This is a genomic window from Flammeovirga kamogawensis (assembly GCF_018736065.1).
In the GTDB taxonomy this organism is placed as follows: domain Bacteria; phylum Bacteroidota; class Bacteroidia; order Cytophagales; family Flammeovirgaceae; genus Flammeovirga; species Flammeovirga kamogawensis.
Genome location: NZ_CP076128.1, coordinates 310,118 through 331,808, shown reverse-complemented (window position 1 = coordinate 331,808; position 21,691 = coordinate 310,118). Strand labels below are relative to the sequence as shown.

General features: G+C 31.0%; 18 protein-coding genes. 8 read left to right on the top strand and 10 right to left on the bottom strand.

The window, feature by feature from the left end; all coding sequences use genetic code 11:
• The first annotated feature begins 52 nt into the window (after window positions 1-52).
• Complete coding sequence (locus tag KM029_RS01305) at window positions 53-694, top strand: DUF1684 domain-containing protein (RefSeq protein WP_144074992.1); 642 nt, start codon at window positions 53-55, stop codon at window positions 692-694.
• A gap of 73 nt (window positions 695-767) precedes the next feature.
• Complete coding sequence (locus KM029_RS01300) at window positions 768-1,709, top strand: DMT family transporter (protein WP_144074991.1); 942 nt, start codon at window positions 768-770, stop codon at window positions 1,707-1,709.
• A 1-nt stretch (window position 1,710) separates the two neighbouring features.
• Here KM029_RS01300 and KM029_RS01295 read toward each other — a convergent pair whose 3' ends face one another.
• The 4 genes from KM029_RS01295 to KM029_RS01280 all read right to left on the bottom strand — a co-directional run bounded on the left by KM029_RS01295 (window position 1,711) and on the right by KM029_RS01280 (window position 4,967).
• Window positions 1,711-2,637 carry a hypothetical protein gene (locus tag KM029_RS01295; RefSeq protein WP_144074990.1) on the bottom strand — a complete coding sequence of 309 codons (927 nt, stop codon included), beginning with the start codon at window positions 2,635-2,637 and terminating at the stop codon, window positions 1,711-1,713.
• A gap of 125 nt (window positions 2,638-2,762) precedes the next feature.
• Window positions 2,763-3,473, bottom strand: a complete 711-nt coding sequence (locus tag KM029_RS01290; protein ID WP_144074989.1) for an SPOR domain-containing protein — start codon at window positions 3,471-3,473, stop codon at window positions 2,763-2,765.
• Window positions 3,474-3,774: 301 nt separating this feature from the next.
• On the bottom strand, window positions 3,775-4,563 hold the full coding sequence (locus KM029_RS01285; protein WP_144074988.1) for a PspA/IM30 family protein: 789 nt from the start codon (window positions 4,561-4,563) through the stop codon (window positions 3,775-3,777).
• Between the two features lie 11 nt (window positions 4,564-4,574).
• Entirely contained in the window at window positions 4,575-4,967 is a 393-nt protein-coding gene (locus tag KM029_RS01280; protein WP_144074987.1) for a YbjN domain-containing protein, read from the bottom strand.
• 299 nt (window positions 4,968-5,266) lie between these two features.
• Here KM029_RS01280 and KM029_RS01275 point away from each other — a divergent pair, with 299 nt between their 5' ends.
• Entirely contained in the window at window positions 5,267-7,087 is a 1,821-nt protein-coding gene (locus KM029_RS01275; RefSeq protein WP_215586350.1) for a glycosyltransferase, read from the top strand.
• A gap of 95 nt (window positions 7,088-7,182) precedes the next feature.
• Here KM029_RS01275 and KM029_RS01270 read toward each other — a convergent pair whose 3' ends face one another.
• From KM029_RS01270 to KM029_RS01260, 3 genes are all read right to left on the bottom strand, one after another.
• Entirely contained in the window at window positions 7,183-7,746 is a 564-nt protein-coding gene (locus KM029_RS01270) for a chalcone isomerase family protein (RefSeq protein WP_144074986.1), read from the bottom strand.
• A gap of 165 nt (window positions 7,747-7,911) precedes the next feature.
• Window positions 7,912-10,971, bottom strand: coding sequence for an ATP-binding cassette domain-containing protein (locus tag KM029_RS01265; protein ID WP_144074985.1), 3,060 nt, complete (start codon window positions 10,969-10,971; stop codon window positions 7,912-7,914).
• Window positions 10,972-11,124: 153 nt separating this feature from the next.
• Window positions 11,125-12,030 carry a hypothetical protein gene (locus tag KM029_RS01260; RefSeq protein WP_144074984.1) on the bottom strand — a complete coding sequence of 302 codons (906 nt, stop codon included), beginning with the start codon at window positions 12,028-12,030 and terminating at the stop codon, window positions 11,125-11,127.
• 134 nt (window positions 12,031-12,164) lie between these two features.
• Between KM029_RS01260 and KM029_RS01255 the strand changes: the two genes are divergently transcribed.
• A complete protein-coding gene (locus KM029_RS01255) occupies window positions 12,165-12,734 on the top strand; it encodes a hypothetical protein (protein WP_144074983.1) in 570 nt (189 codons plus the stop codon).
• Window positions 12,735-12,769: 35 nt separating this feature from the next.
• Here KM029_RS01255 and KM029_RS01250 read toward each other — a convergent pair whose 3' ends face one another.
• Entirely contained in the window at window positions 12,770-13,852 is a 1,083-nt protein-coding gene (locus KM029_RS01250; RefSeq protein ID WP_144074982.1) for a complex I subunit 1/NuoH family protein, read from the bottom strand.
• A 267-nt stretch (window positions 13,853-14,119) separates the two neighbouring features.
• Between KM029_RS01250 and KM029_RS01245 the strand changes: the two genes are divergently transcribed.
• The gene (locus KM029_RS01245) at window positions 14,120-16,663 is read left to right on the top strand and encodes a DUF5686 and carboxypeptidase-like regulatory domain-containing protein (RefSeq protein WP_158631121.1); all 2,544 of its coding nucleotides are present in this window, start codon (window positions 14,120-14,122) and stop codon (window positions 16,661-16,663) included.
• Window positions 16,664-16,761: 98 nt separating this feature from the next.
• Window positions 16,762-17,241, top strand: a complete 480-nt coding sequence (gene ispF, locus KM029_RS01240) for a 2-C-methyl-D-erythritol 2,4-cyclodiphosphate synthase (RefSeq protein ID WP_144074980.1) — start codon at window positions 16,762-16,764, stop codon at window positions 17,239-17,241.
• 41 nt (window positions 17,242-17,282) lie between these two features.
• On the opposite strand, the gene KM029_RS01235 is transcribed toward ispF, so the two are convergent.
• Window positions 17,283-19,109: a MutS-related protein gene (locus tag KM029_RS01235; RefSeq protein WP_144074979.1), complete on the bottom strand. Its 1,827-nt coding sequence runs from the start codon at window positions 19,107-19,109 to the stop codon at window positions 17,283-17,285.
• A 106-nt stretch (window positions 19,110-19,215) separates the two neighbouring features.
• Entirely contained in the window at window positions 19,216-19,536 is a 321-nt protein-coding gene (locus tag KM029_RS01230) for a hypothetical protein (RefSeq protein WP_144074978.1), read from the bottom strand.
• 238 nt (window positions 19,537-19,774) lie between these two features.
• On the opposite strand from KM029_RS01230, the gene KM029_RS01225 reads away from it, so the two are divergent.
• Both KM029_RS01225 and KM029_RS01220 read left to right on the top strand, forming a co-directional pair.
• On the top strand, window positions 19,775-20,155 hold the full coding sequence (locus tag KM029_RS01225) for a hypothetical protein (RefSeq protein WP_144074977.1): 381 nt from the start codon (window positions 19,775-19,777) through the stop codon (window positions 20,153-20,155).
• Between the two features lie 92 nt (window positions 20,156-20,247).
• On the top strand, window positions 20,248-21,567 hold the full coding sequence (locus tag KM029_RS01220; protein ID WP_144074976.1) for a porin: 1,320 nt from the start codon (window positions 20,248-20,250) through the stop codon (window positions 21,565-21,567).
• Window positions 21,568-21,691: the final 124 nt, after the last annotated feature.

The following is a 21,691-nucleotide window of genomic DNA, read 5'->3' as shown; positions in this document are numbered from 1 at the left end:
AGCGTATTAACGGAATAGTAATTTTTGTAGTATTTTTGAAAAAACATTTAAAATGAAACCTTCAACTTTTTTAAAAGGAATTGTATTCCTATTTGTTGTAATCTTTTTAGGTTACTCTTACTTTAATTCAACATCAGAAGAAGATACTCAAAAGTATATTACTGAAATCTCTTCAGAAAGAGAGAAAAAAAATATTGAATTTAAAAACGACAGCTCATCACCTTTAACCGAGGATGAAAAATCAAGCTTTAATAAGTTGAACTATTTTCCTGTTGATGCTAATTATAAAGTAAATGCATCTTTAGATTGGTATGGTTTACCCAAAACAGTTAAAATTAAAACAACCAAGGGGCTTCCTAGAAATTACAAAAAAGTAGCTCTAGCTAAGTTTCATTTAAATGGAGAAAGTCTAGAGTTAACACTGTTAGCTGATGCGACGCGTAATCCTCTGACTAAGGATGTTGTAATGATATTATTTACGGACCAAACTTCGGGAAAGGTGACATACGGTGCTGGTAGGTATATAGAACTACACAATGTAAAAAAAGGACAGTTACAAACCACTATTGATTTCAACACAGCTTATAATCCTTATTGTGCTTACAATGAGAATTTTGACTGTCCGATCCCTCCTTCTGAAAATTACCTTGCAACTGAAGTTAAAGTAGGTGAGAAAAATTTCAAGAAACATTGATTTTTTATGCTTTTGAGTAAAAAAGTAGTATTTTAAAATCTGTATACATAACTGTTACTAATAAAAAACTAACGTGGCATTAAATACTCTATTAAAAAAAATAGGTTATTCTGAGAATAAACGATTATATGGAGAACTTCACTTTTGGGTGTTATGTTCTAGTATGATTCCTATTATAAATATTTACATCAACCTCACTTCTGTAGAAATTGTTTTTATTAGAACATTTCTAGCATTAGCATTAGTTTTTTGTGTTCTCATTTATAAAAAAATTGATTTAAAAGTAAGAACATCCCATATTCTGCTCTTGGTATTCACAGGAGTTTTAACCTCAATTTACTGGGTATTATTTGTAACTGCTGCAAAAACATCTAACACGTCTGTAACATTGGTAGGAATGGCTACCACGCCTATTTGGGTAAGTTTTATCTACCCTATCTTTTCTAAGGAGAAGCCTACATTTAATGAAACCATGACAGGTATGTGCGCTTTGTTTGGAGTATATATGATTTTTAGTTCTAGCTTTGCTTATAGTAACGGGATGTTCACCGCCATATTTGCAGCGTTCTTTGCTGCTATAGTTACGATATTAACCTCTAAGCTTTCTAAAAAATATAATAATCTTGTTATTACCTTTTATCAAATGATTGGTGCTTTTGCGTCAACAGCAATTACTTTACCCTATTATTTAAAACATATAAAAATGGGCGAGTTTACTTACCCTACTATGACAGACTTTGTTTTAATTTTAATATTAGCAATTGTCTTTTCTATAATAGCTTACTCATCTATTGTGGCTATTATGAAAAAGATTAACCCTTTTAGCGTTGCTCTTGCTAATAATTTATCACCAATTTACGGTGGTATAATGGCTTATTTCTTTTTTGGGGAAAGTGAAATTATGGATATCTATTTCTACGGAGGGGCATTCTTAATCGCCTTTGCAATTTTAGCTGTACCACTCTCTAAAATTCTATTCAATTTAGATAATATAATTCCAGAAAAAGATGTTTAGTTTATTTCATCTTACTAATAACATCATTTGTTGCTAGGCTTAACACTAATAAAACACCTACTGATAAAGTACCAAAAACTACTGCAATCCATCGGCTATAAGACATCCACATATCTTTCTTTAATTTAGCATCTCGATACATTTTATCTGCTAAATTAATAATGTCTTCTGTTCTTTTTTGTAAAGTTAAGGTAAGGCCAATATCACCTCTAAAACCAATTCTAACATCTACTTCTACTACTCTTAATAAGGTAGAATTGTAACGCCTTAAATTATTCAGAATTTGATGTTTGTGTACATCAGGCATTGATATAGCATTTACTTCTTTCTGCATTTGATGATTGATCTTTCTAATCTTATAAAAATCAGAAGTATCAGCAGATAGTAAATAACTTTTTTCTAATAATTTCATTTTTTCTAAAGACACAACACTTACATAAGGCTCCCTTTCAAGTGCTTCTGTTCTTTTTTGTAAATCTCCAATCATGCCTGAATGTGGAGAACCTCGAAATTTTAGTTTTGTGATAATTTGTGAGAAAACAGTTCTATGCTCATTTAAAAAGACTCTAAACTGTTGTAAATCTTGCTCATTATCTACTTTCCAAGTAGCATTTGTACTCATCATTTTATCAACATAAGAAGTTAGTTCTTTGTCAATACTATGGTACTCTGCCATTATAGGTGTTGCCGTTCTAGATTTATGGAAATCCTCATAGTGTGCTTCATAAGAAAGGAATTCTTGAGCAGCTAATGTCATTTTTAATGTCATATGACGTATCTCCAAGATTTTATCTAATAATAGGTCTTGGTTTTCTACTTGTCTATACGAGCTAAAGTTACCCACAGCAATAACAAAACATACAACAAAGTATACGTAAAACCAACGTATAATTTTTTTCCAAGTATGTGCTACAGATTGCTTTTTCACTATGAGAGAATAGATGTTTACCTTATTAAAAATAATCTAACTTTTACTACTACAATAAATATTCCATATTGTATATAAAAAAAGGAGACTAAAAGCCTCCTTTCCTATTTATGTAGAATAAGTTTTTAGTGTTGAACTAAAACTGCATTTTGCTCATCAGAGTTACGTCCAATCTTTTTAAAGTTCTCTAAATAAACTTTAGCTTGATCTTGGTATTTTAATGATCCATAAACTACAGAATATACTTGGCTTCCACCTTCTTCTGTAACTTTCACATATGTTTTCCACATTTTATAATGCTCTTGGAACTTCTCAGCATAACCTTGTGCATCACATAACTCTCTAGAAGAGTACACTTGCACACCCCATCCGTGAGAAATAATTTGACTACTTAAGTTTACAAAATAAGTATGATTAGCTTGTAATTGACCTTGACGACTTGAACATTGTCCAGCATCAGCAGGCATGTTTGAACCAGATGAAACTGAAGTTCCTGATGAAGTAGTGTTTGCAGATACTTCTGCTGCAGCTACTAATTCACTATTTTCAGATTCTAAAGCATCTACTTCAGTTTGTAATTTTTCATTCTGTTGTTGTAAAGAACTAATATCTGACTTTAAGCCGTCAACTTCATACTTTAACTGATCATTCATTGCAGTTAACGAATTAGATTTTTTCTCTAAATCCGTTTTGCTTTTTCTAAGTTCAGTATTTTCAGTAGTTAATTGCTCATTCATCTGCTTTAATTTCTTTTTGCTTTGAGCAAAAGATGAAGTCGACAATAATAGTGCAAGTACAAGGACAGCACAAGAAAAAATTTGATTTTTGATTTTCATTACCTTAGTGAAATAAGTTCCAATGATAAAAAATGAATTAATTACAACTTATAATTGTATTACAGTTCCAATGTATTTTGAGTATACAAAATTAACAAAAAGACGATAGAACCGAGATTTAAATCTCTTTGCTTACATAAAACTACTAAATACACCTTAAAATTCAATTAAACAGAAGAATTATTGCTGTAGAATAGATAAAAAAAAATCACTTAATAGTCCAAAATTTAACTTTTCAAAGTTAGATCTGTACTGTAAAGTGATTTTTATTTATGTATGATAAAGTAAAACCTTTAATGTATTACTTATCTTTAAGTTGTTGTTTTAACTTATCTAAATCGGATTGACTATCATTAGATGCTGATGAAGAAGTAGAATCATTAGTACCTGCTCCTAATTTCATCTTTTCTTTTAATTCTTCTAACGCTAATGAAGATGAACCAGCTCCTGGTCCAATTGCTTTATTAATTTCTTCATCAATTGAAACATTTGAGTCCGCAATTTCCCCGTATGATTCAGCTAAAGCTTCTTGCTCTTCTACTTTATTTTTCATTCTTTCTAACATAGAAACAGTACTTGTTGAATCTATACTAGCAAGTTGTTTATTAATTTTAGAAGAAGCCTCTGAAACTTTTGCTCTAGCTTTTAATGTTTTTGCTTCATTTTCCCATTGAGAGATTTGAGATTTTAAACGCTGAACGTTTTGCTCCATTTTAGCAACTTGTCCATCATTCTGAGTCACCATTTTCTCATGAGTAGCAGCTGCTTGAACAGCTTGTTCTTTTTTAGAAAGTGCCTCAGTAGCTAATCTATCTGCTTCTGCAGCATCAATTTGTCCTGAGCTTGCTTTTTGTAAAAGTAATACGGCTTTTCTTTCCCAATCACCAGCTGCCTGACGATGTTGCTCATACTCTTTTCTAGTACGAATCGATATAGCTTTAACTTGTGCTAAACCTTGTAAACTTTGATCTAGATCCTTTTTTAAATCACGAATACCTTGATCCGTCATTTTAATTGGGTCTTCTAAACTATCTAAAGCTGCATTTGTTTCTGCAGACATCCATCCAAATATCCTTTTAAAAAATGACATATAAATATATTTTAGTTGTGTGCGTAATTAAGTAATAAATCGTAATTTTCTCCAATAACAAGTTTAAAGGCATTTAATGTTCCTTCAATCTCATTTTCGTCTAGATTTTCAAGCTCTAGAGTATCTCTAAATAACACCCTATTACCTACTGCATCAATTACAAATGCACCATGCACACACTCTCTATTTTTTTCTAGTAAAGTACGGTAGAATTCTGGATTATTAGCTGTTATATCTAAAAGGTGCATCTCAATTATTAAAATTGGATCTTCGCAATCTACGATTACATTTAAAAGTCCTTCTTCTTCATCAGAAATAATAAATAGTTCTTCTGTTTGGTCTTCACTTTTAATATCGTAACCTAAATTGATCAAATAGCCTTTTACCTTTTCAAAATTGTTCATGATTAAGTCTATTGCTTATGTTAATAACTAATTATCTTTTACTTAAAAATAAAAGATTTATAATGAATTTTACGAATATAAAATAAAATAGATGTCATTACCACCTTTCAATATTAAATCTTATTTGCAATAAACTAAAAACCAATCTATTAAATATTAACAAATTCTAATTCTAAAAAAATATTTCTGCAATCTGTAACTGTTTTTCTTACTAAGAAAAGAATTATCAATAATGAATTGTATATTTGTCGCAATCGGTTGAATACTACAACAACAAAATTTAAACTACCAAAACTATAATGCCAGAAAACATGCATTTAAAAGAACGTCCTCTCCTTATTGAAGGAGCTTGGGAGGTGTGTAACCAAGTAGGTGGAATTTACACCGTTATAAAATCTAAGATATTAAATGTTTTATCTACTGTTGGAGATGAAAACTATTGTTTAATTGGACCTTATGTTAGCGATAACGTATCTGCAATCTTTGAATCAATTGATGATCAAGGTGATGATCTTGTTTCTAAGACGGTAAGATCTTTAAGAGCTAAAGGATACGAAGTTTTTTATGGTAGATGGTTAGTTTCGGGTCGACCAAGAGTAATTCTTTTCAACCCTTTTAATGAAGCTTGGAAGTTAGGAGACATCAAGAAATCTTATTGGGAAAGTCATAATATCCCCTCTTTTGATGGAGATGATCTTTATGATCAAACATTAATGCTTTCAAGTCAGATAACTGATTTCTTCCAGGAACTTGACAATATTAACCAAGGTAAGCAAAACATAATTGCTCATATGCATGAGTGGATGGCTGGTTTACCTATTCCTGAAATTAGAAGGAGAAACCTAAATATTAAAGCCGTATTTACTACTCACGCTACCTTACTTGGTCGTTACTTGGCCATGAATGATCCTGAATTTTATAACCACCTAGAAAAGGGTGTTTATAATTGGGAAAAAGAAGCTACTCATTTTAATATTTTACCTCAGGTTGCAATTGAAAGAGCTGCTGCTCATGGGGCACATACATTTACAACTGTAAGTAGATTAACTGCTGTTGAATGTAAATATCTATTAGGTAGAGATACTGACGCTATTGTTCCAAATGGTATAAATATCAACCGTTTTGAGGCATTACATGAATCTCAAAATTTACATCAGACATATAAGCAAAAGATCCATGAGTTTGTAATGGGACATTTCTTCCAATCTTACTCATTTGATTTAAATAATACTTTGTACTTCTTCACCTCTGGTAGATATGAGTACAAGAACAAAGGTTTTGATTTAACTTTAGAAGCATTAGCTCGTTTAAATCATAAGCTAAAAGTAAACAATATCAATAAAACAGTTGTCACTTTCTTTATCACTAAGAAAGATTATGATTCAATTAATCCAATTGAGTTAGAATCTAGAGCTGTGTTAGGAGAAATTAGAAAAATTTGTGACGCAATGGAGAAAAGTGTTGGAGAACGCTTATTCTATGTTGCTTCTAAAGGTGATGTTTACGAAACACCAAGTATAGAAGACTTAATTCCAGAAAGTTTACGTTTACAATTAAGACGTACTGTACAATCATGGAAAAGTTCTAGACTTCCTTTTATCACTACTCACAATTTAAAGGATGATAGTAAAGATGACATTTTAAATTTTGCTCGTCAATCTGGCCTATTGAATTATGAAAGTGATCGTGTAAAACTTGTTTACCATCCTGATTTTGTCTCTTCTATGAACCCATTATTCGGAATCGACTATGATGAGTTTGTGAGAGGATGTCATTTAGGGGTCTTCCCTTCTTACTATGAGCCGTGGGGATATACTCCAATGGAATGTGTAGCAAGAGGAATACCTGCTGTTACTTCTGATTTAGCTGGTTTTGGTGACTTTGTAATCAATGACCTTAAACGCACAAAAGTAGAAGGTATTGAAGTTATTCACAGAAAGCATAGTGATTACTCTCATTCAGCAGAAGAATTAGCCAACTACATGTATGACTTTGTAACTACAGACCGTAGAGATCGTATCTCACAAAGAAATACTGTAGAACAATCGTCTATACATTTTGATTGGAATGAACTTTATAAGTACTATGTAGAAGCCTACAACATTACTTTAGAGAGATAAAAATAAAACCCTCTTCCAAATTAATTTTTGAAAGAGGGTTCTTAACTAAAAATCCACATTCTTTTTTAAAGAGTGTGGATTTTTTTGTTAGGATATTATTGACCAAGCATTAAATTCTTTAATTTTTTATCAGCTGGTTTGTTACCTAACCAAATACCGAATAATGCTCTCTGAAATTCTTCACCTTCTACAGTTGTAAGAAGTTTATCGTTCTTATAAGCTTTTACAGAAGTTCCATCAGAAATAAATTTGAAAATATCTTCTGTTTCAATTTCTTCAGAAAACACAGAGATAAATGCATCAATTTCTTTTTGAAGAGGTGCTGTATTACCGTTTAAAGAGTTTTTAAAACCAGCTCTTACAGTTTCCTCCATTTTTTCTGCTGTAATTAAACTAGAAATAATATCTAATTGAATCATTTTTAACTCCTTGCTATATAAAATTTTATTAGCGTCAGATGCTTTTATTGGTAAATAAAGGCTACCAACATATAATGATAAAAAATATTTCGAACGAACTCCAGCTCCATTAAGAGTTAAAGATGTTCCATCTACATCAATTTTGTTTTGAAGAGTAACATCTGAAATTTCTGTTGTTTGTGCGAAAGTAGAAACGAACGCTGCAAAAACGATAAGTACAGTAAGTAATGATTGTTTCATCTTATTTATTCAAATAATTAACAGTTAAAAATCTCCGTAATAACAACTTTTTTTACGGATAAGACAAGAGAGAAAAAATAATATAACGAATATTTATTTATGAATACTCATTCACAAAAAGCAAGCCACCAAAATAACATTCGTTAAAATTAGTGGCTTTTTGAGCTATAATCTGATATTATCTTTATCTGCAAATCTTAGTTCAATCCAACGAACTAATCTTGCTAACAGTCTAAAATACAGTGCAAATGCCATAAGAATATACATTCCCCACATCACTGCTATATTAAACCAAAATGTTTTGAAAAATTGCCCCATAAAATATTTTTTAGGAGCATAAAAATGTGTTCTAAACTCAAAAGGATTCGCTTTTGCTTCAGGAACATTATAAATAGGATATATTTTCTGAACTAATTTCGAACCGTACTCTACAATTCGTTTAGAAGTAACAACGTTGGTCACAAATTCAGATATTTTATCGTTGGTATAAATATCTTTTAATTGTAAATAACGTTCCTTACCAGACTCTTTTAATAGTTTTTGAACTCTTTCTTCCTTTTTCTTTTTCCAATAAATGTATACTTGATTGTAATGCTTTCTAGTCACTTCTAAATACTTCTGAACTTTGTTAGCTTCAATAATATCAAAAGTAGCAACATCAAAATTAGGATGAATTGAAGGCTTCTCATCGAACTTATTAGAAATCTCCATTTTATTAAATTCATAAGAGAGCAATTCTAAATTATCATGATATTTATATTCTGTAATTTTGCCATCATGATTTTCGTTCAAATAAAGCTTACAATCTTCTATTTTACCTAATAGTGTAGGGTAATAATATGTTCTTAAATAATCAGCTGAATAGATTTCAGAATCTACATTAAAAAACTCTTTCTCAAAAACATTATCAGAAAACTGCTCTACCATTAACCCTTCAAAAGCCCATCTAGAAGCCATTAACTCTCCCACTAAAGGCACTTTCCCTTGCTGATTTTTAAAGATGGGATTAATATTAGAATACTGTACTACAACTCCTCCTAATAGTAACTGAGGAATTAATAAGATTGGAATTAAGATATAAACAGTAACTACAGATTTAAAAGCACTTGAAACATTCAAACCAATCATATTTGCCACGCAAGCCGTTGTAAATAACATAGCAAAATACTCAAAATATAATCCCTTTATGCCCATTATAGTATTACCTATAACAACAAAAACAATTATCTGAATAGCTGACATTCCAGATAGAATGGCCATTTTAGAAAACAGATAGGATGTATTACTTAATGATAAATACTTTTCCCGTTTCCGAATAGTCCTATCTTTTATAAGTTCTTCTGCACTAATCATCAACCCTAAAAAGAGAGCAACAATTACAGCCATAAAAATATAAGAAGGCATGTTCATGTTCTCTCTAAAAACATAATCTACCCTATTTCCAAGTTCATCTAAGTGATAAAAATAAACTATTAAAGAAAGCATTAAAGCCAATAATGGTGCTTGCAATAAATTTACAGCTACATATTGTTTATTATTAAACTTAGTATTTAAATCACGTAAAATAAATATTTTTAATTGCTTAAGCATCGAAGGAATCTCCAATGCATTTTTAGGTTTCTCTTTAACTGTTTCGATTTCAGGAATCTCTACATGTTCTTTATATTTAGCCCACCAATATGTTGGCTTCCATTTCCTCTTTCTTGTTCTTCGTCCGTATTCATCAAGAATTTTTGATTCAATAATTTCAAAAACCTGCTCCGAATCTACATTTCCACAACGAATACATTCACTTTCTACATCTGCATAATTTGCTTCTCCTTTAAAATAAGAAACTGCATTAATTGGATTTCCATAATAAACGGGGTAACCTCCTGTATCTAGTACTAATAATTTATCAAACATTTTATAGATGTCTGATGATGGCTGATGAATTACCACAAAAATTAATTTCCCACTATACGTTAACTGTCTTAATAGGTCAATTACATTTTCAGAATCTTGTGATGATAAACCTGATGTAGGCTCATCTACAAAAAGAATACTTGGTTCTCTTAATAATTCGAGGCCAATATTTAACCTCTTTCTTTGCCCACCACTAATCGTTTTTTCTAATGGATTTCCTACCTTGAGATCTTTAACAGCATACAAACCAAGATTCTCAATTGTTCTCATAATAGTTTTTTCTATTTCTTCATGAGAAAAATGAGCAAAACTTAATTTTGCAGCATAATATAAATTTTCATAAACAGAAAGTTCTTCGATTAAAAGATCATCTTGAGGAACATACCCAATCATACCTTTCACTTCATCTTTCTCTTTATATATATCTATACCATTTATAAGTACCGTACCCTCTTTTGGTTTACTAGAACCATTCAGTACATTAAGTAACGTTGATTTACCTGAACCACTTGCTCCCATTAGAGCAACCATATTACCGCTTTCTTCTACGATATCAATTCCGTGTAAACCTTGCTTTTTACCAAAAAAGAAATCAATGTTATTTGCTTCAAAAGAGATGGGATCAGAATCAATTTTATTGATAAACAAAGCTGCCATCTCTGAATGATAAAGATTAGCACCACTTTGCGTATTAATTCTAATTACACCACCAACATCAATTGGGTATGCTCTATTAGGGTTTAATGGTTCTCCATTTAGTTGGTAGAGATGTGTTTTAGAAGTTACTTTCACAAAATACATTCTAGCCAGAGGCATATATAATACAGCTAAAGGTATAGTTACCTCAGCTCTATATAGATGTCTTTTATTAATGTAGCCTTCTTTATTATTAGAAATAGTCAAACAATGACCAACCTGACCTAATTTGTCAATATCATTGGTTGTTAAAAACCTTTGCATTTTATCTAAACGCTCAAAATCTAGATTAAATGCTTCACAAATTGTTCTTAAAATTCTCTGTTCTTCATCAGAAAATACATCATTAGAAAATGCTAATTCTAAAAGATCAATCACCATAACAACACGTTGTCTTAATGTTAAATCCTTAGCAGCAGTTTCTGCAATTTGTTTAATTTGATTTTCGTCTACATCAAGTCTAGCCTGACGCTCAAAAATCTCAATATATGTATTGGTATTGCTTTCATGAAGGGTGTGTTTAAGGTATTCTTCTAGAATATTAAGTGCCTCGTCTATAGATCCGTCAGCACACGCCATTATTGCAAATAACTTGGTTAGCGACCTTAATACTTTTTCGCTCATAAATCAGGTAATTTGTATAGTTTGAGTCAAAAACTCAAGACCATAACAAGATTATTTTTAGTTAATGATATAGATACTAATTATAAATTAACAAAAAAGTCCTGTGATATCAAACCACAGGACTTTCTTATATCTGATTATAAGTAATTTTGATTAATTACTAACAGTCATTTTTCTGATTTTCTCAACTTTTTCAGTGATATCTCTTAGATCTTCAGCTTTAAGTTGGTAAGTACCTTTGTTATCCTTTAATTTCTCTTCGAAATGAAGGTTTTTAAACGCCTTCTGTAATTGAACAAACTCGTTATAATATACTAGAGCAGCTTCGTTACCATCTTTAAGTGGTGCTAAGATTGTTACAATAGCATCAACAGAAGAAGATTGCTTAGCAATAGAGCTCATTAAATCTACTAAAAGAGCGTTTCTTGCTTCTTCTGGTAAATCTTTAGGAGCATTGTTTACTAAACCTAAAGAGATATGTAAACCTTCTAAAGTTGTACCTGTAACAATTAAAGCTGCTACATCGTACTGAGAATTTGTATTTAAGAATGCTTTAACTTGGCTTTCTGAGTCAGAAATAACCTTAAGCATTGCTTCTTTATCTGATAACGCAGACTCTAACTTTTCATTAAGATCTTTACCCATTGCTTGAGTAACACCAATCTTATCAGAAAGTTTTTTGGCAGCATTAAAGTAATCAATTGCTTCTTGAGCTTTATCAAAAGCAGATAAGTAAGCAATATCTGATACATATACACCGAAGTTTAACGCCGATGATACATCAGAGATTGTATATGATTGTGCTTTATCCTTACTGTTAAGTAAAGTAGCATCAAAATCAGCACCACTTCTTTCCAACAAAACTGGAATATCCGTTGGTTCTGGAGCATTATTCAAGATAATATTGAAATCAGCATTTGTCGCTTTTTGAGCAGCGATTTCTTTTTTTGCTTCATCCTTAGATGAATCATTAGATCCACCACATGCGATAAGGGTTGTAGCTAAGCCACATGCTAATGCCACTTTCCCTAATTGTCTGATTTGTGAGCTTAACGTCATAATTTATAATTTGATCAGGTTTTGTCAAAATAATTTCAGCCCCAAAAATAATTGTAAATATTTGTAATAAAAATAATAACACAAATTCATATTAAAAAAAAACAACTTTATTAAAATCAGCTTATATTTGAACCATGGAAAATGAACTAGGATTTTTATCACAAATGTTTGATACTCTGTATTTATTCCCCGAAGAACTAGAGGAGATTGAAATACCAGAGAACGAATTAGAGGATGAAAAGAAAGAAGAGAAAAAAACAGAAAAAACTTCAGAAACACCCGTTATCGTACCTAAAAAAGTCATTAAAAAGCAATTACCGACTGATTACTACGGGGAAAACAAGAGAAATATTGTTGTTTTTATTGAACATAGCGGTATTGACATCTTTAGAAGTAAAGAGTTTCAATTACTATTAAAAATACTTGGTGCACTGCAATTAACGCTTCAAGAAGTTGCTGTAATAAATGTACTAGAACAAAAAGACAACCTTCCTAAATTAATAGAAAAGTTGTCTCCTAAATATTATCTATATTTTATTAATAGAAACGAAAGCCCAATTAGTGGGGATGAAGTTCCTAAATATGTCCCTACAGAAATTGATAGTCTTCCTGCTGTTGCTGCAGATAGTTTATCAAAATTATTACTTGATGTAGAAAAGAAGAGAAACTTATGGATGGCTTTAAAATCTCTATTTGACATTTAAAATAAATCCATTTTTTATATTTATGGAGTTTCTTCTTAAATCATCCATAAACGCCAAACACCTGTTATAAAGACTAAAATTAGTCCTGCAGGTGTTAGGTACTTCCAACATAATGACATCAATTGATCAACTCTTAACCTTGGTAAAGTCCATCTAACCCACATTTGTATAAATATCAGCACAAATGCTTTGCTCATTAACCAGAAAAAGCCCCATAAATAACCAGATATTTCACCTAAAGTTCCTGTAGTCCAATCTGCTAAGGCAAAACTTCCAATATTTACAAAAGGAGTATTCCAAGAGCCTAAGAATAAAACTGCTGCAAATACAGAACCTAATAACATCACTCCATATTCGGAAAGCATCATAAAAGCAAAACGCATTCCTGAGTATTCAATATGATAACCCGCAATTAATTCAGATTCCGCTTCTGGTATATCAAAAGGTGCTCTGTTTGCTTCTGCTAAAGATGAAATAAAGAATATTACAAATGCAAATATTAAGAATGGATTTCTTAATATATTCCATGATAAAATACCGCCAACATTTGTTATATCAACACCTAACGCCTTCAATCCAAATAAATAGTTAGTGTCTTGACTTAAAATTCCTTGTTGAAATGAGATCACTTCGGTATTTAAACTCTGACTAGTCATCACAACACATAAAACCGACAAGCCCATTGGTACTTCATAAGAAACCATCTGAGCAGCAGATCTCATTGCTCCATATAAAGCATATTTATTATTTGAACTCCATCCAGCTGCTAAAATACCAAGAACTTCTAATGATAAAATTGCCAATACATAAAACACACCAACATTAGAATTTGAGCCATACACTCCATTTGTAAAAGGAAGAACAGCAAACCCTGCAAAAACGGGCATAAAAATTATAATCGGAGCAACTTTAAAAATTGGTTTATCAACTGCCTTCGGAATTATATCTTCTTTAAGCATCAACTTTAATATATCGGCTAATGTTTGCAATAAACCTTTAGGTCCAACATCAACAGGGCCCAATCTATCTTGAATCCATGCAGATACTTTCCTTTCGGCATACACGCCAAATAATGCAAAAACTAACAAAAAAGGAAGATAAAATATAAGTGCTAGCATAGTTTGTTTTCAAATCCACTATTGAAATTAAAATTGCAATTTAGTTAATCGAATAGATTATTTAGTAAATAAACTTCAATATTATACGTTTTTTTTATAAAATTTCCATTACATCAAAACCCTTAACAGTTTTATATTTGTTGTAATAGACTTATTTCCATACTTTGCAGATTACAATCTAAACATCGGCTGAGTTATTACAATTAACAGCTGTTTTTAATATTTATGATGATTTTTTTTAAAAACAGCAATAGAAGGTTAATTTCTATGACGAGAACTCTAAGTGTGGTACTTTTTCTCGTTATTCAATTTAACATCTATGCGCAAAATTCTTATACAATTAAGGGACATGTAATTGATGCAAAAACATCTGATCCAATCCCTTATGCAAGTGTCTATATTGAAGGCACAACAACAGGTACTTTATCTGACATAAATGGTGTATTTAATATACCCTATGATGGTGATATAAATACTTGTGTAATCATTGCTTCTTTTATGGGTTATACCAAAAAACAGGTTAAACTTAATAAAAACAATATAACAAGAGATATAACTATTAAACTAAAAGAGTCTGCCCAAGAACTAGACGAAGTAGTTATTAAATCTAAAAAATGGGAAAATCCAGCTTGGCCCATTCTTAGAAGTGTTCAAGACAATAAGAACATTAATGATAAGACTAAGCTAAAATCTTATCAATATGAAAGTTACACAAAAACTGACATTTGGGTTGGTAATGTAAACGAGAATTTCAAACAAAAGAAGGTTGTTAAAGATATACTTGATTCATTTGATAATTTTGAGCAAATAACTGACGAAACAGGGCAACCAATCATTCCTATTTTCTCAGCAGAAACGCACTCTAATCTTTATTTCATCAAAAACCCAAATGCTGAAACAGAAGAAATTCTTAAATCTAGAATTCGTAGTTTAGGCCCCGATGATGATGAAATGGTTTCTCAAATAGTTGGTTCATCTTTTGTTGATTTCAACTTATACAGAAATTCATTTTTATTCTTAAACAAAAGCTTCATCTCCCCTATTACTTCTGAATGGAGAAATTTCTATGATTATACGCTACAACCTAAAAAAGTAGAAATTAATGGAATCTCTTGTCATGAAATTGATTTTGAACCGCGTAGAGTAGAAGATTTAGCTTTTTATGGAACAATATATATTGCAGATAGTGTAAATAACTTTGCACTTGTAAAAATTGATGCCACATTAGGTAAAGGGGCTAATATTAACTTTGTTGATAGTGTCCATATTGATCAGGAATACAGCCCAATTCTACAAAATGAAACTTATTCATGGCTTCCTCAAAAACAAAACTTTACACTTTCTGTTGGTAAAATTGCAGACAAGTGGGCTAAAGTAAAAATTCATATTAAAGTTTCTAACAAGAACTTTATAGTTGACAAGCCTAAACCAAGAAAGTTTTACGAACAACCCGTTATTGTAGATACTGATGCGTATGTAAATAGTAATGCAGAATATTGGAATGAACACCGACCGGAAAAACTTTCTATAAAAGAAGAGCAAGTTTTCTCTATGATTGACTCTGCTGAAGATACTCCTAGAGTTAAATTAATTGCAGGTGTTGGCGATATGATTATTAGTGGCCATAAAAAAATTGGTAAAATAGAACTTGGTCCTATTCCCTTTTTATATGCAAACAACAGTGTTGAATCTAGCAGGTTTCAACTGGGTTTTAGAACTAACAATGAGTTTAGTAATAAAATAGCATTATCTGGTTTTGCAGCTTACGGTACAAAAGATAAAGAATGGAAATATGGAGGATCATTCAGATACATAACAAATAGAGAAAAATGGAGTATAATTGGTGTATCGTATTATAATGATCTTAGAAGAGTAAGTGTAAATCAAGCTAATTTTAATTCAAGGCCTCTTTTTATTGCTGCACTTAGATGGGGCGATATGAGGTACCCTTATATGGAAAAAAATGCTTCTTTATGGTATGAAACTGATATAACGAGAGGCTTAAATGTAATAGGAAAGTTTAGTAAAAGAATTCTTGACCCATTATTTCCTTATAAACAAGAAGGTGATTTTACTGATGGTAACCCATCATATGATCGCTTAAATGGTTCAGAACTGTATTTTAAACTTACTTATGGCTTGGGACATAAATATGTGGCAACACGTGGACATAAAAGAAAGTTAATTGCTCAAGACAATACACCAAGATTTACTATTGATTACACATTAGGACTCCCTGATTTTTTAGGGAGTAATTATGGATATCAACAGATAAGAGTTGGTATTGATCAAAAGCTAGCTATAGGTAAATTTGGTACCTCTGCTTATGTATTATCAGGTGGTATCATTCCAACTAAAGCTCCTTTCCCAATGCTGGCAATGCCTTTTGGTAATAATGTACCTGTTCTTTATAATAAATTTGCCTTCAACCTAATGAACTTAGGAGAGTTTGTTGGAGACAAATGGGCTTCATTACAACTTATGCATAGATTTGAAGGGAATATCTTGAATAGAATACCTCTAATAAAAAAGTTAGGTTGGCGAACGGTCGGTATTTGTAATATTATGTATGGTGAGTTAAGTCCTCAAAATTCAAATCAAGCAGTACACCCTCAACTATTACCTGGCGAAGTTTATGACCCAAGTAGAGAAGCAAAGCCATTACAATCTGATTTACCCTATGTAGAAGTAGGTACAGGTGTAGAAAATATATTTAAAGTAATGAGAGTTTATACAATCTGGAGAACTACATACCATACTGTAGACTCTCGAAACTTTGGTGTTTACGTAGCATTTGGTCTCTCATTTTAAAAAGTATACCACATTATTCCTTATCTGTTAACTTCTGATAGTATTGCTCTATTTAAATAGGTCACTTTAATTAATATATTTACATAAAATTTATAAATATGAAAATTAGAGTAGGACAAGGATACGATGTACATAGACAAGGTAAAGGTGAAGAACTTTGGCTTGGCGGTATTAAATTTGACCACACACACGGCTTAATTGGGCATTCAGATGCAGACGTTTTAATACATGCCATTTGTGATGCAATTTTAGGTGCTGCAAATATGAGAGACATAGGATTTCACTTTGCTGATACTGACCCTCAGTTTAAAGGTATTGATAGCAAAATATTATTAAAAGATGTTATGATACTTGTAAGAAAGGAAGGTTGGGAATTAGGTAATATTGATTGTACTATAGTTGCTGAGAAACCCAAAATAAACCCTCACATTCCTGCTATGAAAACTTGCTTAGCAACAGTAATGAATGTTGATGAAGAAGATATATCATTAAAAGCGACAACCTCTGAGAAAATGGGATTTGTAGGAAGAGAAGAAGGAATGGCGGTACATGCAGTTGCTCTTATTCAAAAAGCATAAAAAATGGCGTTAAATCAAGTAGTTGATTTAACGCCATTTTTTTAGTTTGTTTTTAACCCTAATTCACTAAGTAATAGTGATGCGTTAAACTTCTCACAAACTCCATCTTTTAATTTATAATCAAAATCAAATTCATTGTGTGAATAATCGAAATCAAAATGATAATTTGATGTGAAATCTTGATGTCCATTATTCTCAAAATCAGATAATTGCAAATCATGTGTAGCAACAATAATATTTGCTCCACTAGCATCTTTTAATTTCTCCAGTAATGCAAAAGACCCTTTCAATTTATCCACAGAATTCGTCCCTCTTAGCATTTCATCCACTAAAAATAGGCAATCTTCATTTTTATCAATTGACTCTATTATTAATTTAATACGTTCTAGTTCTGCTTTAAAAGTAGATTCACTTAGTCTTAAAGAATCTGCTATTCTCATTGATGTTATTAACTTTACTCTCTTACCTATCATAAATTTTGCTGCGCACACTACACTACCTGCATAAGCCAAAAGAAGGTTAACACCAACTACCCTCAAAAAAGTACTTTTACCAGACATATTAGAACCAGTAACAATGCTAATCCTATTAGAGTTGTCTAATGTGTAAGTATTTCTAACTCCACCATCAGTATACCCATTTGCACCACTAAAAATTAAAGGATGTCCCATTTCTTCTCCTTTAATTATAAAGGAAGTATCATCTGATAGTGATGGCATATCCCATGATGGATTATTTCGATTAGTGACTGCTAAACTATTATAGGCTTCTAGGTTACCAATTATATCAAATAACTTATCAAATAGATCTGGGTATTTTACAAACCATTTCCTAATCTTGTAGATTACTAAAATATCAAATGGAATAATCGTATATAACACTACCAAACCCATCATATTTTTACGAATATCTAACTGTTGGATTTTATTTGATAACTGTATTAAAGGCGTATAAAAATCTCCTCCACTAATCTCACTTACTTTCTCTTTTATTAATTCACTTTCAAAGGTTTCATCACTTATTAGCTTAATTGCATTTGCTAACCTGTCTAAAGAATGAGAAGTACTATCTAGATTTCTCATAAATAGCCCAACTTGCCCTCCTATATTATTCATTATGGAAAAATTAATAATAATTGTAACCAAAGCTAAAGGAGAAGCCCAACTTGTACCCAATACAAACCCTATCAATAAAGCAGTCCAAATAAAAGGAACAGCAATTAAATATGTACTTAATTTTTTCTCGCTCTTAAATTTAAAATCTTTTAAAAAAGAGCTGTTAATTTTAAATTGATGTGTATTCTGATTTTTAGAATCATCGTACAAATATAATTTTAAATCCTCTGAAAATTCTTTCTTTCCTGCTAACTCCTTAACAGCATCTTGCCTTTTTCTTATTTCACTTTTTGGAGTGGAAAATGTTTCTTCAGAAAAGAACGATGCTAATTTACTTTTACCCCAGTATGTTGATGTCCTGTTGATAAAATGAAATAAAGAATGCTTCCCGAATACATCTAAATCATGACCGTAAAGGTTTGATTTCTCTTGATATTCAACTCCGTCATCATAGAAATTCTCACCCCCTTCGGCTACATCTAATTCATTTTTTGCTATTTTTCTTTTAATTTTTGTGTAGTTAAGTATTACTTGTTGTTTACCGTGTACTCGTACTATTACTATAAATAACAGAAGAGTTAACAATAATACTCCAACTACAACTTCAATTGTAAACTGACTTGCAATATAGGCCAGTACAGCACCTAAAAGTATTATTAATAATCGAAGCCATGAGAATTTCTGAGATTTCTTCTCTTCGACCTCAATTATCTGATCTAGATCGTTAAGTCTTTTTGTGTAATAAACAGACATTTTATTTTTATTGGAGTGGACTAGTTTTTTTATACTTTGTAAAAGTAAAAAAAAGCACAATGAATTTATATCATTGTGCTTTTTTTAGATCTATTTAAGATAGAAATTAGCAACCTGTGTCAATATCGACCTTGATATTTCTTAGTACATTATCAAGAAAGACCCCTGCTTCTTTACTATTAGAACTATATTTATCTTTAATTACATCAATTACACAATCCCTGTTATTAGTTCCGAGATTATATAAATTTTGATATTCTTCAATTTTCTTTTCACATGTCACATCTAGATTAGTTTGAAGAGAATTATATAAGGCAAAAGCCTCTTCAATTTCCATTTCATTACAAGGAATCACTTCTTCATCAGAAGAACATGAAGCGATGAATAATAACGGTATTAGGGTTACTAATAAAAAAATCTTACGCATTTGTTAAGCTTGTTTGTTTATAAAAGTTTAAAGATGCTAAAATTAAATTTACAAACAATAACAAAGTGCGTAAAACAAAGTACACCACTTAAAGAAATCTCAATATTTTACAATTATGTTATATCTAAATATAGTTTAACAGATTGGCTTTTTAAATATTTTCTACGTTACATTTGTAATACTTTATTACTAAATTACGTCTACCTGATTGAATACTACTAAAAAATACAAGAAATTAATGACGCACCTATTTACAATATGGGTTGCACTCCACACACTAAATTATAGTGTGGACATTGATGCTGTATTATTTTCTCAGGTAAGCTATTCTATCGAACAAGAACAGACGTACGACAATAAGGTTGAAAGTTTTGTTGAGCTTTTTGCAGATCTATTTTTCGATCAAAAATTTGATGGTTTTGAAGACAATCCATTTTCGCAAAATGAAAGCAAAAGTGTTATTGCTAAGGTCTTTTTCAATCTTCCTGTTATCAATATAATTAATGATTACAAAGAGGAAATTCTATTAAAAAATGACGAAATAAACACTTTCTATCTAGATTTTAGTTATCCAACACCGGTAACTGATATAATCCCTCCCCCTCCACGAGTAAGTTAATTTCAATCCTACAGTAAATTTTTATTTACTGATTTTAAAGATTTGAAAATCGAAAACTATAATACTACTTATAGGTTTCTACTTACTTAACAATGAAAAAAATAATTGTACTACAATGGGTCGTATTAATGCTTCTCTCATTGTATTCAAAAGCACAAGAATCTTCAGAAGAAGATAAAGTGCCAGATACTAAATTTAAGCAACAACCTGGGCTTGCTAAAGCTGCATCTAAGATATTCTATTCAGAAAAACCTTGGAGTGTTTCAGGTTTTGGAGAAATTTCTATGGTGAATAGAAATGACGTTCCTCTAGGAATGGAAGACGACATAGAATTATCCTATAATAACCTTTATAGATTTTCAACCTTTTTTGGATATAGATTTACAGATAAAATCATATGGAATTCTGAAATTTTGGTTGAATATCTAAAAGATCCTAATGGAAATGATCACTTTGAATTTATTGTCGAAGCTTTTTTAGATTTTAGTATTCATAACTCTTTTAATGTTAGAACTGGACTTTACCCTCTTAGTATTGGTTATATCAATAATAATGATGAACCTGTTATGTTCTCATCTGTAAACAGATCTGATGTTGAGCGCATAATTATACCTAGTACATGGATGGGTTTAGGCGTGAGTTTTTATGGTGGAATTACTAATGACTTAAATTATACACTTGGGTTTGCACAGGGTTTAGATGGCTCTTCTTTACAAAGTGGAACCTTTATTCGTTCAGGTAGAGAACCTCGTTTCGATTCCAATGCTTTTTCCACTTTCTCTGTTAATCCTCAATTAAATTTTACAGGTATTGAAAACTGGACCTTAAGTGCTTCTGCTTATGTTGGTCAGGCTGGAAATAATATGGAATTTACAAATAGCAATGGTACTATTCAAACTGCTAATGCCGTTGCTCAATTGTATTCAACATATATTAAATACACGCAAAAAAATTGGGAATTTATGGCACTAGCCACAACTGGCTATATGTCTGGAACAGATGATCTATACCATATCACAAAAGAAGGTTCTGGAGGTGTTGGTCAAGTTATAGCCAACCAAAATGTAGGCTACTTAGTAGAAACTAGTTACGACTTACTTTCTCTATTCTCCAATAGAAGTTTTTTAAGAAAGAAAAACTTTATGATAGATCCTCACGATGTCAAAATACCAATTTTTATCAGGTATGAATACATTGATACACATAAGAATTACAATCAAAAACTTCTTGAAGAAGATAACGTTAATATGGTTCATTTTAATTCTGATATTATTACCATAGGCGTCAATTTTAAACCAAGAGAAGAGATTGCTTTTAAAATCGATTATCAATTCAGAAATAATCGAGCTACTGGCCCATATGCTGCTCAAGAAGACAATTTACTTGAGCTTGGCATTGGATTCATTTTCTAGCCTTTAGCATCTTACTAACAACTAAAAAACCAATTTAGACCCCTTACAATTTTTATTGTTTGGGGTTTCTTTATACCTGAAACCAAAAGTTTCTTCTATATTTGTTAAGGTATTTAACATTAAC

Coding starts and splice junctions, on each gene's coding strand:
- KM029_RS01305 (WP_144074992.1), top strand. CDS start 53: ATGAAACCTTCAACTTTTTTAAAAGGAATTGTATTCCTATTTGTTGTA.
- KM029_RS01290 (WP_144074989.1), bottom strand. CDS start 3,473: ATGAAAATCAAAAATCAAATTTTTTCTTGTGCTGTCCTTGTACTTGCA.
- KM029_RS01285 (WP_144074988.1), bottom strand. CDS start 4,563: ATGTCATTTTTTAAAAGGATATTTGGATGGATGTCTGCAGAAACAAAT.
- KM029_RS01280 (WP_144074987.1), bottom strand. CDS start 4,967: ATGAACAATTTTGAAAAGGTAAAAGGCTATTTGATCAATTTAGGTTAC.
- KM029_RS01275 (WP_215586350.1), top strand. CDS start 5,267: ATGCCAGAAAACATGCATTTAAAAGAACGTCCTCTCCTTATTGAAGGA.
- KM029_RS01270 (WP_144074986.1), bottom strand. CDS start 7,746: ATGAAACAATCATTACTTACTGTACTTATCGTTTTTGCAGCGTTCGTT.
- KM029_RS01265 (WP_144074985.1), bottom strand. CDS start 10,971: ATGAGCGAAAAAGTATTAAGGTCGCTAACCAAGTTATTTGCAATAATG.
- KM029_RS01260 (WP_144074984.1), bottom strand. CDS start 12,030: ATGACGTTAAGCTCACAAATCAGACAATTAGGGAAAGTGGCATTAGCA.
- KM029_RS01255 (WP_144074983.1), top strand. CDS start 12,165: ATGGAAAATGAACTAGGATTTTTATCACAAATGTTTGATACTCTGTAT.
- KM029_RS01250 (WP_144074982.1), bottom strand. CDS start 13,852: ATGCTAGCACTTATATTTTATCTTCCTTTTTTGTTAGTTTTTGCATTA.
- KM029_RS01245 (WP_158631121.1), top strand. CDS start 14,120: ATGACGAGAACTCTAAGTGTGGTACTTTTTCTCGTTATTCAATTTAAC.
- ispF (WP_144074980.1), top strand. CDS start 16,762: ATGAAAATTAGAGTAGGACAAGGATACGATGTACATAGACAAGGTAAA.
- KM029_RS01235 (WP_144074979.1), bottom strand. CDS start 19,109: ATGTCTGTTTATTACACAAAAAGACTTAACGATCTAGATCAGATAATT.
- KM029_RS01230 (WP_144074978.1), bottom strand. CDS start 19,536: ATGCGTAAGATTTTTTTATTAGTAACCCTAATACCGTTATTATTCATC.
- KM029_RS01225 (WP_144074977.1), top strand. CDS start 19,775: ATGACGCACCTATTTACAATATGGGTTGCACTCCACACACTAAATTAT.
- KM029_RS01220 (WP_144074976.1), top strand. CDS start 20,248: ATGAAAAAAATAATTGTACTACAATGGGTCGTATTAATGCTTCTCTCA.